Source organism: Massilia sp. Masssp93 (assembly GCF_059491295.1).
Map to the genome: position 1 here is coordinate 1,126,217 of NZ_CP168502.1, position 13,102 is coordinate 1,139,318.

Genomic DNA, 13,102 nt, shown 5'->3' on the forward strand with positions numbered 1-13,102 from the left:
CGAGGCTGGAAAGTTGCGCCGAACTGTGACAAGATGTAACAATCACAGCAAGAGAAGCGGCATTTACGTATCGTCTCCTTCTCAAAAGAAAAAAATTGCAGTAGGCCAACTTACGTTGTACTATTGGCATATTGCTCTGGGACCAAGTATTCGAAAGCAATCCGTTGCTTTGATATATGGTTGCCTTGGTCGGTCGAGCGACCGCCTCAGGTAGGTGTGTAACGATCGCGGATCCGAGAGCAGGATTTGCACACAGCTTTGTAAAGGACAACAATGCGCCAAGCATTTGAAGCATGGGCCCAACGCGATGGCCACATTGTCCGGCGTCGTGAAGACAAGCCGGAAGAGTACCTCGTGTACGAAACCCAACGCCGCTGGCTGATCTGGCAGGCCGCGCTGGCACACGGGCAGAAGGCTGCGGCCGAGGCGCCGCAGAAATTCGCGCCGTCCGAGAACCCGCCGCAGAAGATGCAGGCCGACGAGGCGAGCGTACGCAATCGCGTGCTCAACGAGGTGCTGGACGCTTTCAGCGAGCTCGACGACAACGCCGGTGTCGAAGGCATCGTCAAGGTCATCCAGAACCTCAAGAAGAAGAGTCGCGCCGCGGTCGAAGAAAAGGCCTGATGCGTTTCCGCCACTACAAGGGCGGGGTGTACGAGGTGGTCTGCGAGGCCACCCTCGAGGCCGACCACACGGCCGTGGTCGTGTATCGCGGGCAGGACGGCAAGACCTGGGTCCGCCCGCGCGACGCCTTCTATGGATCGGTCGACGTGGACGGCGCGCGCGTGCCGCGCTTCACGCCGGTCGCCGCCGCCTGACCATGCCATCCCGGCGATCCCGGGATGCGCTTCGCCTCATGTCTTCCCGATTGCCGCCGTAAACGGACAGGTATGCATTCCCGGTGAAGACATGTTCCATCTTTATTTCCGTATCGCCTGCGCGCTGGCGCTGTCCGCCGTCCTGGGCGGCTGTGTGACGGCTCCGGCCGAGACATCGGCGCAGCAGCTGGAAGTCCACGCCATCCTCGACCACCGCGAGGTGACGGGCGTCGGCTGCGTGCTGTCGAACGCGGCCGGGCGCTGGTTCGTCGTGGCGCCGGGCCGGGTCACGGTCGAGCGCAGCCGCAGTCCGCTGACGATCGATTGCGCGCGCGACGGCGCGGGCAGTGCGCTCGAGGTGACGCAGGCACGCAACACCTCGTTGTTCGATACCGGCCGGCTGATCGGCAGCATCATCGTGCGCGTCGGCGGCACCCATGCGGACCCGTACGACGGCTCGGGCGTCGCGTACGAGTCGACCCTGACCGTGCTCATGCATCCGGCGGCGACCCGGTCCGGCGCGGCGGATGCGCCCTCGGACACCGGCAACGTCGTCTTCTGACCGCGCAATGAACAACGGACGCCGCGGCGTCCGTCGTGACGTCGTCTATGGCGCCGCTTACACGCGGTTCAGCAGGAACGTGGCCAGCAGGGGCACCGGACGGCCGGTCGCACCCTTGGCCGCACCCGATTTCCACGCCGTGCCGGCGATGTCCAGGTGCGCCCACGTGTAGTTGCGCGTGAAGTTCTCCAGGAAGCACGCGGCCGTGATCGACGCGCCGCCCGGCGTGCCGATGTTGGCCAGGTCGGCGAAGTTCGACTTGAGCTGTTCGCTGTAGTTCTCGCCGATGGGGAAGCGCCAGGCGGCGTCGCTCGCCTGCGTGCCGGCGTCCAGCAGTTCCTGGGCGAGGGCGTCGTGGGCGTCGTCGTGGCGGGTGAACAGGCCCGACGTGTGGTGGCCCAGGGCGACGATGCAGGCGCCCGTCAGCGTGGCGATGTCGACGACGGCGGCCGGCTTGAAGCGTTCGGCGTAGGTCAGGGCGTCGGCCAGGATCAGGCGGCCCTCGGCGTCCGTATTCAGGACCTCGATGGTGGTGCCGTTCATCGCCGTGACGATGTCGCCCGGCTTGGTGGCGCGGCCGGACGGCATGTTCTCGCAGGCGGCGACGATGCCGACCACGTTCAGCTTGAGGCCCATCTCGCCGATCGCGCGGAAGGTGCCCAGCACCGAGCCGGCGCCGCACATGTCGTACTTCATCTCGTCCATGTTAGGACCAGGCTTGAGCGAGATGCCGCCCGTGTCGAACGTGATGCCCTTGCCGACGAGGACGACCGGCGCATCGTTCTTCTTGCCGCCGTTGTGCTTGAGGACGATGAATTTCGGCGGCTCGTCGCTGCCGCGGGTCACGGACAGGAAGCTGCCCATCTTGAGGGCTTCGAGCTGCTTGCGGTCCAGGACTTCGACGTCGAAGCCGTAGTCGCCGGCCAGCTTCTTCGCCGTGTTCGCGAGGTAGGTCGGGGTGCAGACGTTCGGCGACAGGTTGCCCAGTTCTTTCGTGAGGTTCATGCCGCCCGCGATGGCCTGGGCCTGCGCCAGCGCGGCCTTCAGCGCGGGCGTCGCCTGCGGGACGGCGACGGCCACCTTGCGCACGCCCGTGGGGGCAGGGTCCTTCTTGCTCTTTTGCGCGTCGCTGCGGAATTCGAGGTCGCTGGCGGCGACGACGATGCTGCGCAGGGCCCAGTTCAGGTCGCGCGCTTTCACATTATCGAGCGGGAATGCGATAATGGCATCCTGCGCGCCCAGCGAAGCGAAGGTTTTCAGGGCAGCGGACACGGCACCGGCAAAGCTTTTCTCGCTGACCGCTTCGTCGGCACCCATGCCGACCAGCAGCACGCGGGCAGCGCTCACGCCGGCGACGCCGCGCAGCAGCAGGGTGGAGCCGGGCTTGCCGGAGATGTCACCCGACTTGACGGCAGCGCTGACGGCGCCGTTCAGATCGAGGGCTTTGGCCGCCTCCGACAATTTCTTGTTTTCGAACACCGCGACTGCCACACAGCCCGATTTGGCTGCGGCCAGCGTGTTTTTTGTGTCGAATGCTTTTATGCTAAAGTCCATTTGATTCTCCGTTTCGAGTTTTTGACGCGCGTGCTGTCCAAGGAACCCTCGTGATGGCGCCCGCTCGTGACGGTTCCCCGGGGTTCCTTCAAACCAGCAATTATAACTATCGAATGATTTTCCAACGCGCCCTACAGCGTGAATTGGCCAGTGTGGCCGGTGCCACCTTCACGGTCCTGTTTACGATCTTCGTCACCTGGACCCTGATCTCCATCCTCGGCAAGGCCGCGGGCGGCAAGGTCGCCTCGAGCGACGTGCTGGCGCTGATCGGCTTTTCGGTGCTGAATTATCTGCCAACTATCCTCATTCTTACCAGCTTTATCGCGGTCATCGTCACCATCACGCGCAGCTACCGCGACTCCGAGATGGTCGTGTGGTTCGCGTCCGGCCAGTCGCTGATGCGCTGGGTGGGGCCGGTGCTCGTCTTCGGCCTGCCGCTCGTGGCGCTGGTGGCCGTGCTGTCCTTCGTCGCGACGCCGTGGGCCAAGATGAAGAGCGCGGAGTTCGTCGAGCGCTTCGAGAAGCGCGAAGACCTCAAGCGCGTGTCGCCCGGCCAGTTCCGCGAGTCGACGTCGACCAACCGCGTGTTCTTCGTCGAAGGCAGCACGCGCGGATCGACCGTCGTGCAGAACGTGTTCGTGAATTCCGTCGACGAGAGCGGCAGTTCGATCGTCGTCGCCAAGGAAGGCGTGATCGAACCGGACGGCAAGGGCGGCCAGTACCTCGTGCTCAAGAACGGCCGGCGCTACCTGGGCCATCCGGGGCGGGCCGATTTCCAGTCGATGGAATTCGAGCGCTACCGCATGCGCGTGTCCAGCCAGGTGCCCATGATGGGCACCGACACGCCGGCCGACGCGCTGTCCACGCCCGCGCTGCTGGCGCTGCCGGACAACCGCTTCACGAACGCCGAACTGCTGTACCGCATCTCGGCGCCGATCACGTGCGTCGTGCTGATGCTGCTGGCGATTCCGCTCGGCTTCGTCAATCCGCGCGCCGGCAGCTCCGCGAACCTGATCCTCGCGCTGCTGATCTTTTTCACGTACAGCAACCTGTCGAAACTGTTCGAGGCCAGCGTCAAGCAGGGCAAGATGGGCTTCGGCATGGCGTGGTGGCCGCTGCACGTGTTCGCGATCCTCGTCGTGGCCGGGCTGTTCGCCTGGCGCCTGAACGTCAACCACCGCTGGCACCCGCTCGCGCTGCTGGGCGCCTTCAAGCGCCGCCGCCTGCTGCGCGATGCGCGCAGCGCGGCGCGGGAAGGTGCGCAATGAAGATCCTGCAGCGCTACTTCTTCGTCAACATCGCGCAGGCCGTCGCCTTCGTGCTCGTGGCCTTCCTCGGCCTCATCGCGTTCATGGACCTGACCCAGGAACTGCCGGCGGTGGGCAAGGGCGGCTACATGATCCAGCACGCGGTGCTGTACGTACTGCTGCTCGTGCCCGGCCACGTGTACGAAGTGATGCCCGTGGCCGCGCTGATCGGCACCATCTACACGATGGCGCAGTTCGCGCAGAGTTCGGAATTCACGATCATGCGCGCGTCGTCGATGTCGACGCAGCAGGCCGGCATCATCCTGGCCAAGATCGGCGTGCTGTTCGTCGCGCTCACGTTCATCTTCGGTGAACTGATCACGCCGCGCACGGCGCCGATCGCGGAACGCGTGCGCCTGTCCGCGAAGGGCGCGACGGTGTCGGCCGAATTCCGCTCCGGCATGTGGACCAAGGACACGATCCACGCGGACGGCGTGAAAGGCCCCGTGACGGGCTCGCGCTTCTTCAACGCGCGCCAGATCCGCCCGGACGGCCAGCTGGTCGACGTGCGCCTGTACGAGTTCGACACCGCCATGCGCATGCGGTCGCTGATCACGGCCGCCAGCGCCACGTTCAGCGGCAACAGCACGTGGCGCCTGAACGACGTCACGGAGACGCTGTTCGCGAACAGCCGCGAGCTGCCGGCGCCGGACACGCCCGTCGCGGCCGGCCTGACCATCCAGAGCCGGTTCGGCCAGGACACGGCGTCCGTCTCCACGCGCAAGGTCGCCAGCCTCGACCTCGTGTCCGAGATCACGCCCAAGATCCTGTCCGTGTCGCGTTCCGATCCGGCGCAGATGTCGGCCAACGAGCTGGCCGTGTACACGCGCCACCTGGCCGAGAACCGCCAGGAGACGGAGCGCTTCAAGATCGCGTTCTGGAAAAAGCTGTTCGACCCGCTCTCGATCTTCGTGCTGATGGCGCTCGCGCTGCCGTTCGGCTACCTGCACACCCGCAGCGGCGGCGTGAGCCTCAAGATCTTCATCGGCATCATGATCGGCGTGAGCTTCCTGTTGATAAATTCGTTGTTTTCGCACGTGGGCATGTTGTCGACCTGGCCGGCCTTCGTGACGGCGGCCGCGCCCAGCCTGCTGTTCCTGCTGCTGGCGATCGGCGCGCTGCGCTGGGTGGAGAGACATTGATGGAAAAAGCACTCGTATTGTTCGCCCACGGCGCCCGTGCCGCCGCGTGGGCCGCGCCGTTCCAGCGCCTGCGCGACCTGACCGCCGCGCGCCGTCCCGACTGCGCCGTGTCGCTGGCCTTCCTCGAGCTGATGACACCGACCCTGCCCGACGAGGTGGGCGCCCTCGTGGCGCTGGGCGCGCGCGACGTCACCATCGTCCCGATCTTCCTGGGGCAGGGCGGCCATCTGCTGCGCGACCTGCCGCTGCTGCTGGACCAGCTGCGCGCCAGCCATCCGCAGGCGACGTTCCGCACAGTGCCGGCCGTCGGCGAGGACCCGGGCGTACTGGCCGCCATGGCCGCCTATTGCGCGGGTGTGGCTGAAACATCAAGTTGACCTGGTCGTCATCTTTGTTGTCGCGGATGCATCCCTTCGTGTCAATATGATTGATCCGGTGCTAAGAATTCGTTGGTTTTTGGCGGTGGTTACGCTCGAAAAGTAATTCCTCATTGCATTTTAATTTGCCGTGAGGAATCATATGCGTTCAGGGTTGCCACCCAATTCCGACGCCATGACCACTCCCACGACTTCCCTTTACGTCCGCCCGGGCTGGGCCAGCTCGGCCTGGAGCTATACCGGCGTCACCGCCGTCGCCTTCGACATGTCGACCGCGCTGGGCCAGACGTTTTCGCGCGGCGCCATGCAGTACAGCCAGGACGGCGGCCGGACTTGGATCGCCTACACGATGCCGCTCGACGCCCAGGGCGCCTACGTGGCGACGGCGGGCACCTCGTGGCGCTTCCAGGACAATCTGGGCAGCGACGCGGCGTCGCCGGAAATGTTCAACGTCCACTACAAGCTGGCGGACGGCAGCGTCGTCACGGCGGTGGACACCGTGTTCCCGGACAGCCAGCCCGTGGGCGCCGTCGGCAGCAACGACATCGTGTTCACGACGGCGCACGCGGGCGACGTCGTCGACGTCCTCCAGCCGATCGACACCGGCGACCAGACGGGCGGCCGCTGGGTCATCGACGGCCAGTCGCAGCCGGGACTGTTCGCCATCGACTACAACCCGGCCGTGGACACGAGCGCGCGGCTGGTCGTGGCCGACGCGAGCCTGCTGCCGGCCGACGGGCAGGCAGCCGCGGTGACCGTGCACTTCTACGACCGCTACCAGCTCGATACCAACGGCAATCCGGTCGCGAATTCCGGCGTCACGCAGACCCTGACCTATTCGGTGGAAAACGGCATGACGGGCGACCTGCCCGGCTTCGGTAACGAAGCGAAGGCCGGCGCCGCGCTGGACGCCTACGGTTCCGCCCCGGCGCTCGCGACGCTGGCGGGCGGCGGCTTCGTCGCCGTGTGGCACGGCCCGGATACGGCCGCTGGCGGCGCGGGCAGCGGGCTGTGGGCCCAGTTGCGCGACGCAGGCGGCAATGCGCTCGGCGCCGCGTTCGCGCTGACGCCGGACGGCGACGCCGGCGTGGAAGGCCAGCCGGCCGTGAGCGCGCTGGCCGGCGGCCGCTTCGTCGTCGCCTACGCGCTGAACGACGGCGGCGCGAACAAGATCGCCTACCGCGTCGTCGACGCGAACGGCAGCGCCGGCGCCGAGCACGTGCTCGATGCGGGCGCCAGCGGCGACGCATCGATGCCGACCGTGGCCACGCTCGCCGACGGGTCGTTCGCCGTCGGCTGGCGCAGCGGCGCGGCCGTGCACGTGCAGCAGGCCGCGGCGGACGGCAGCATCATCGGCGCGCAGCAGGTCTACGGCGCGCTCGGTTCGGCCTACAGCCCGGCCGTGGCGAGCCTCAAGGACGGCGGCTACGTCGTCTCGTGGGGCGAGATCAACGACGGCAACGTCTACGCCGCATCGAGCCGGGCGCCGTCCGCCGTGTTCGTGGCGAGCGGCGACGGCTACGCGGCCAGCATCACGACGGCCGCGCCGCTGCCGCACGTGACGTCGCTGGCCGATGGCGGCTTCGTCGTCGCGTGGGACAGCTATGCCAACGACCAGCTGGGTTTCTCGAACAGCGACATCTTCTTCCAGCGCTTCGACGCAGCCGGCAACAAGGCCGGCGCCGTCACGCAGGCGAACGTCGACTCGGGCGGCGGCCATTACGACGCCGACGTCGCGGCGCTGTCGGACGGTACGTTCCTCGTCGCCTGGCAGGGCGCCGACGGCGACGGCAACGGCATTTTCGGCCGCCGCTTCGGCGCGGACGGCATTGCCATCGATACGCAGGAATTCGCCATCAGCCAGCTGCGCAGCGGCGACCAGGCCAGCCCGGACGTGACGGCGCTGGCGGGTGGCGGCTTCGCCGGCGCCTGGGTGGACACGTCGGCATCCGGCGTCGCCATCGAGATGCGTACGCTGTCGGGCACGGCCGGCACGACCGGCGCCATGGCGACGGTCCAGGGCGGCGCGCAGACGGCGGGTGCGGGCGACGTCGCCGCGGCGCCAGCTTCCCATCCCGTGGCCAGCACGCCCGCGGCCGGCAGCTCCGTCGCCAGCGCGTCCGGGACCGGCATGTCCGCTACCGGCATGTCCGGGACCGGCACGTCCGCTACCGGCACGTCCGGGACCGGCACGTCCGCTACCGGCATGTCCGGGACCGGCATGTCCGCGACCACCACGCCGGTGGCCGGCGCGCCGGCGCCGGCGGCCGTCACGAGCCTCGCGTTCAGCGGCGCCACGCATGCGCTGGCCGCCGTGGCGGGCGAGAGCAAGGTGGCGGGACATGGCGGCCTCGATACGCTCGTGTACGCGAGCGCGCGTGCCGGCGCGACCATCGTCGACGACGGCGGCAGCGTCTCGGTGACGGATGTGGCGGGCAATCACGCGACGCTGTCGAACGTCGAGCGCCTCGCGTTCAGCGACGGCATGGTCGCGCTGGACGTGCACGGCACGGCGGGCGAGGCCTATCGCCTGTACCAGGCCGCGTTCGACCGCACGCCGGACAAGGCGGGCCTCGGCTACTGGATCGACGCGATGGACAAGGGCATGAGCCTGACGCAGGCGGCGGCGGGGTTCGCCGGCAGCGCTGAATTCGCGAACCTCTACGGCGCGCACGCGAGCGATACGCAATTCGTGCAGGCGCTGTACCAGAACGTGCTGCACCGCGCCGGCGACAGTGCCGGTGCCGATTTCTGGATGCACGCGCTGGAATCGTCCGTGACCCGCGCCGACGTGCTGGCCAACTTCAGCGAGAGCGCCGAGAACCAGGCCCAGGTCATCGGCACCATCCAGAACGGCATCGATTACCTGCACTGGGGCTGATGCGACGGAAGTTTGCTGCGCATCATGACCGCCGGCGGCCGGAGCATCGAGACTGCTCCGATGTCCGTTACGGCGTCGATCCGGCCATGCCCAGCAAGCTCGTCTCCCTGTTCGTCCGTCTCCGCACGGCGCTGCATCCACTCAACCTGCTGCCGGCACCGCGTGCCTGGGTGGAGCTGCGCTGCGCGCGCCGCCTCGACCGCCTGGCGCGCCGCCTGCAGTGCATGCACGCGCGCATCGCCGTCATGCAGGACCACCTGACCGGCAACGACGCGCCGGCCATTCCGCCATCCGATGCCGACGGCAGCCTGCGCCGCATGCTGGCGGGCCTGCGTGCGGAACTGGCGCGGATGCGTTGCGACCTCGCGCTCTGGCATGTGCGCGAATGCGGTGGAGAGAGCGGCGCGCGGCTCGCGGCGGCGCTGGCGCGCCTGAACCGGATCGCGGTGGACACGCATGCGGCCGCGCTCAGGCTCGAGGCCGAGCTGGAGGCGCGGGCGCGGTAGGTTGGGCATTTGAGGCCGGGGGCCTCAAATGAAACGTGCCCACCTTGCGTTACCGCGACATATGCGTTTGGTGGGCGAGGCCGCCCACACTACCAAGGCTTCAGAGGGTCTGGTGCGGCCGGTGGGCCATCGCCTCGCCGATCATGACGAGCACGGGACCGTGGGCCACGTCGAGCCCATGCGCCAGGTCCGACAACGTGAGGCGGCGCACGCGCTGGTCGGCGCGGCTGCAGTTTTCCACGACGACGACGGGCAGGTCCGGACGGCGCCCTTCGGCCAGCAGGCGCTCGGCGGTGGCGGCGGCTTCGCGGCCGCCCATGTACTGGACCAGGGTGTCCGTTTCCGGCAGGGCGGGATGGTCCGGCTGGTCCGGCGCCGTGCTGGACGTGAAGAAGGCGACGCTGCGGGCCACGCCGCGCTTCGTCAGCGGCTGCCGGGTCGCGGCGGCGGCGGCGACGGCCGTCGTGATGCCGGGGACCACTTCGACCTCGACGCCGGCTTCCTCCAGCACGCGCAGTTCCTCGTCGGCGCGGCCGAACAGCATCGGATCGCCGCCCTTCAGGCGCACGACGCGCCGGTAGCGCCGGGCGCAGTCGACGAGTTTGTCGTTGATGACGGTTTGCGCCGTCGACCGCTGGCCGGAGCGCTTGCCGACGGCGACCAGCTCCGCCTGCGGACACAGCGCCAGCATCTCCGGGGTGACGAGGGCGTCGTACAGCACGACCTCGGCCTCCCCGAGCAGGCGCGCGCCGCGCACGGTGATGAGATCAGCGGCGCCGGGACCGGCTCCAATCAGATAAACCTTCCCCAGCACTGCCATGCCATCCCTTGTCGACAAAGTTTAAGACTTTTACGGCGCATCAGGGCCTCGAGAAACCGTAGCGCAGCAGGTTGATCGAGGCCCCACCACTCAAATGCGGATCATACCTGCGGCGACCGTCTGATGGGTGACTTCATCGATCAGGATGAAGGCGCCCGTCGCGCGGATGGCGTCGTAGGCGTCGGCGGCAAGCGGCTGCTGCACGGCCAGCTCGATCAGCGCGATGTCGTTCAGCTTCAGGCCTTCGGACGGGTTGTCCACTGCATGGCGCGTTTGCGTGTTGACGTCGAGGATCGATTCGATGGCCTTCACCCTGGCCATCGTCTGGCGGGTGCCGTGCTTGATCCAGTACTTGCGGCGCACGTCCAGGGGTTCGTCGGCCATCCAGCACACCTCGGCCTTCACCTGCTTGAGCAGCGTGGCCGGTTGTTCGGCCGGGGCCAGCACGTCGCCGCGCGAGATGTCCACGTGTTCGTTGAGGGTCAGCGTGATCGACTGGCCGGCGACGGCCTGCTGCAGCGGACCGTCGAACGTGAGGATTTCCTTGACGGTAGCGGCCTGGCCGGACGGTTGCACGAGGAGCTTGTCGCCCACCGCCACCTTGCCCGATTCGACGCGTCCCATATAGCCGCGGAAGTCGTTGGCTTCGTGGCCGTTGTGGCGCGCCACCAGCTGCACCGGGAAGCGGAACGGCGCGGCGTGGGTCTCGTCGTACACGGACAGGCCTTCCAGCAGTTCGATCAGGGTCGGGCCTTCGTACCATGGCATGTTGTCGCCCTGCTCGACGACGTTGTCGCCGGCCAGTGCCGACAGCGGGATCGCGGTGATGTCCTTCAGGCCCAGCGTGTCCGCGAACTTGCGGTACTCGGCGACGATGCGGTCGTACACGGTGCGGTCGTAGTTCACGAGGTCCATCTTGTTGACGGCGACGATCACGTGCTCGATCTGCAGCAGCTTGGCGAGGGTCGAGTGGCGCTTGGTCTGCACCAGCAGTTCGACGGAACCGTCGTCGCCGAGCTTCACCTTCGACACGTCGACGAGGATGATGACGGCATCAGCGGTCGACGCGCCCGTCACCATGTTGCGGGTGTACTGCTCGTGCCCCGGCGTGTCGGCGATGATGAACTTGCGCTTCGGCGTGGCGAAGTAGCGGTACGCGACGTCGATCGTGATGCCTTGCTCGCGCTCGGCTTCCAGGCCGTCCGTCAGCAGCGACAGGTCGATCGTGTCGCCCACGGTGCGCTTGTGCTTGGAGCGCGACACGGCGGCCAGCTGGTCGGCGAAGATGCCCTTGCTGTCGAACAGCAGGCGGCCGATCAGCGTGCTCTTGCCGTCGTCGACGGAGCCGGCGGTGATGAAGCGCAGCAGGCCGGCCTGGCCGCTCTGGTCTTTGTTGTGGTCCAATTTTTCAGTCATCGCGTTCATCAGAAATATCCTTGTTTCTTGCGCTTTTCCATCGAGGCTTCCGAGGTCTGGTCGTCCATGCGGGTCGCGCCGCGTTCGGTGATCTGCGTGATCGCCGTCTCGGCGATGATGGCGTCGACCGTCGATGCGTCGGACGCGACCGGGCACGTGCACGAGATGTCGCCGACGGTACGGAAGCGCACGGTGCGGGTTTCGATTTCCTCGCCGTCGCGGGCCGGGGTCAGCGGCGTCAGCGGCACCAGCAGGCCGTTGCGCGGGATCACCTGGCGCTCATGCGCGAAATAGATCGGCGGCAGGGCCAGCTGTTCGCGGGCGATGTATTGCCAGACGTCGAGCTCGGTCCAGTTCGAGATCGGGAACACGCGCATGTTCTCGCCCGGGTGCACGCGGGTGTTATACAGGTCCCACAGTTCCGGACGCTGGGCTTTCGGGTCCCACTGGCCGAATTCGTCGCGGAACGAGAAGATGCGCTCTTTCGCGCGCGCCTTTTCTTCGTCGCGGCGGGCGCCGCCGATGCAGGCGTCGAAGCCGTATTCGGCGATGGTTTCCAGCAGGGTAACGGCCTGGGCCGCGTTGCGCGAATCCGTTTGCGGGTTGCGCAGGCGGACCGTGCCTTTCTTGATCGAGTCCTCGACGGAGCCGACGATCAGGCGTTCGCCCAGCTCGGCCACGCGCGCGTCGCGGAAGGCGATCACTTCGTCGAAGTTGTGGCCCGTGTCGATGTGGACCAGCGGGAACGGGAATTTACCCGGACGGAAAGCCTTTTCGGCCAGGCGCAGCAGCACCACGGAGTCCTTGCCGCCCGAGAACAGCAGCGCGGGATTCGAGCATTCCGCAGCGACTTCGCGCAGGATGTGGATGGCTTCGGATTCGAGGGCGTCGAGGTGGCGCGCATTCACATCACTGAGTGCGAGCGGCGTATCGGAAAAAGTCGTCATGTTTTACTGTGCCTGTCGATGTCTTGTTGGGCCCGCTCACGCGGCCACGGATTTGATTCGGATGAGCTTGCCGTCCACGAGGTGCAGGCCGCATTCCTTGGAGTCGGCGTTTTCCCACCACCAGCGGCCGGCGCGCACGTCCTCGCCCGGCTGGATCGCGCGGGTGCAGGGTTCGCAGCCGATCGACGGATAGCCGCGGTCGTGCAGGTCGTTGTACGGCACGTTATTGCCGCGGATATATTCCCACACGTTCTCTTCGCTCCAGTCGGCCAGCGGATTGAACTTGGCCAGGCCATGCGCCGTGTCGTCTTCCTGCACGGGCAGGTCGGTACGGGTCGTCGACTGCGCGCGGCGCTGGCCCGTGATCCACGCCTTGTTGCCGGCGAGGGCGCGGCCCAGCGGCTCGACCTTGCGCACGTAGCAGCAGCCCTTGCGCATCTCGACGCTGTCGTAGAACGCGTTCAGGCCGTTCTTGCTCACGTACTCGTCGACCAGTTCCTGTTTCGGGTGCATCACCTGGATGTCGTAGCCGTAATGGGCCTTGACCTTGTCGATCATGGCCACGGTTTCCTTGTGCAGACGGCCGGTCTCCAGCGAGAAGATGGTGATCGGCAGGCCGGCCTTCAAGATCAGGTCGGTCAGGACCATGTCCTCGGCCGCCAGGCTGGAAGCGAACACGGCGGGAGAAAATTCGCGCGCAATGCGCTCCAGGATGCCACGGGTCTCGTTCACCCGCGCGTTCAGGTCGCTCATGGGTTTCCTTGTTTGCTCG

13 protein-coding genes are annotated in these 13,102 nt (G+C 67.0%); 8 read left to right on the forward strand and 5 right to left on the reverse strand.

Annotated features, from left to right (window positions below; genetic code table 11):
- Positions 1–273 precede the first annotated feature (273 nt).
- From ACEN9Q_RS04905 to ACEN9Q_RS04915, 3 genes are all read left to right on the forward strand, one after another.
- The gene (locus tag ACEN9Q_RS04905) at positions 274–624 is read left to right on the forward strand and encodes a phiTE_015 family protein (protein ID WP_056447411.1); all 351 of its coding nucleotides are present in this window, start codon (positions 274–276) and stop codon (positions 622–624) included.
- Positions 624–818 carry a DUF1653 domain-containing protein gene (locus ACEN9Q_RS04910; RefSeq protein ID WP_056447412.1) on the forward strand — a complete coding sequence of 65 codons (195 nt, stop codon included), beginning with the start codon at positions 624–626 and terminating at the stop codon, positions 816–818. Before ACEN9Q_RS04905 ends, ACEN9Q_RS04910 begins: the two co-directional genes overlap by 1 nt.
- Positions 819–909: 91 nt before the next feature.
- Complete coding sequence (locus ACEN9Q_RS04915; protein ID WP_495627558.1) at positions 910–1,380, forward strand: hypothetical protein; 471 nt, start codon at positions 910–912, stop codon at positions 1,378–1,380.
- A 57-nt stretch (positions 1,381–1,437) separates the two neighbouring features.
- Here the strand turns inward: ACEN9Q_RS04915 and ACEN9Q_RS04920 are convergent, their stop codons facing one another.
- Complete coding sequence (locus tag ACEN9Q_RS04920) at positions 1,438–2,934, reverse strand: leucyl aminopeptidase (RefSeq protein WP_495627559.1); 1,497 nt, start codon at positions 2,932–2,934, stop codon at positions 1,438–1,440.
- A gap of 113 nt (positions 2,935–3,047) precedes the next feature.
- On the opposite strand from ACEN9Q_RS04920, the gene lptF reads away from it, so the two are divergent.
- The 5 genes from lptF (at position 3,048) to ACEN9Q_RS04945 (ending at position 9,147) form a co-directional block, all read left to right on the forward strand.
- A complete protein-coding gene (lptF, locus tag ACEN9Q_RS04925) occupies positions 3,048–4,202 on the forward strand; it encodes an LPS export ABC transporter permease LptF (RefSeq protein WP_495627560.1) in 1,155 nt (384 codons plus the stop codon).
- The gene (lptG, locus tag ACEN9Q_RS04930; protein ID WP_056447420.1) at positions 4,199–5,383 is read left to right on the forward strand and encodes an LPS export ABC transporter permease LptG; all 1,185 of its coding nucleotides are present in this window, start codon (positions 4,199–4,201) and stop codon (positions 5,381–5,383) included. Before lptF ends, lptG begins: the two co-directional genes overlap by 4 nt.
- The gene (locus ACEN9Q_RS04935) at positions 5,383–5,760 is read left to right on the forward strand and encodes a sirohydrochlorin chelatase (RefSeq protein ID WP_495627561.1); all 378 of its coding nucleotides are present in this window, start codon (positions 5,383–5,385) and stop codon (positions 5,758–5,760) included. Before lptG ends, ACEN9Q_RS04935 begins: the two co-directional genes overlap by 1 nt.
- Before the next feature lie 175 nt (positions 5,761–5,935).
- On the forward strand, positions 5,936–8,641 hold the full coding sequence (locus ACEN9Q_RS04940) for a DUF4214 domain-containing protein (protein ID WP_495627562.1): 2,706 nt from the start codon (positions 5,936–5,938) through the stop codon (positions 8,639–8,641).
- 86 nt (positions 8,642–8,727) lie between these two features.
- On the forward strand, positions 8,728–9,147 hold the full coding sequence (locus ACEN9Q_RS04945) for a hypothetical protein (RefSeq protein ID WP_495627563.1): 420 nt from the start codon (positions 8,728–8,730) through the stop codon (positions 9,145–9,147).
- Between the two features lie 100 nt (positions 9,148–9,247).
- Here the strand turns inward: ACEN9Q_RS04945 and cobA are convergent, their stop codons facing one another.
- The 4 genes from cobA to ACEN9Q_RS04965 all read right to left on the reverse strand — a co-directional run bounded on the left by cobA (position 9,248) and on the right by ACEN9Q_RS04965 (position 13,083).
- Positions 9,248–9,967, reverse strand: a complete 720-nt coding sequence (cobA, locus tag ACEN9Q_RS04950) for a uroporphyrinogen-III C-methyltransferase (protein WP_056447429.1) — start codon at positions 9,965–9,967, stop codon at positions 9,248–9,250.
- A gap of 90 nt (positions 9,968–10,057) precedes the next feature.
- Entirely contained in the window at positions 10,058–11,392 is a 1,335-nt protein-coding gene (locus tag ACEN9Q_RS04955; RefSeq protein WP_056447431.1) for a sulfate adenylyltransferase subunit 1, read from the reverse strand.
- A complete protein-coding gene (gene cysD, locus ACEN9Q_RS04960) occupies positions 11,392–12,330 on the reverse strand; it encodes a sulfate adenylyltransferase subunit CysD (RefSeq protein ID WP_056447433.1) in 939 nt (312 codons plus the stop codon). Before cysD ends, ACEN9Q_RS04955 begins: the two co-directional genes overlap by 1 nt.
- A 36-nt stretch (positions 12,331–12,366) precedes the next feature.
- A complete protein-coding gene (locus ACEN9Q_RS04965; RefSeq protein WP_495627564.1) occupies positions 12,367–13,083 on the reverse strand; it encodes a phosphoadenylyl-sulfate reductase in 717 nt (238 codons plus the stop codon).
- Positions 13,084–13,102 lie beyond the last annotated feature (19 nt).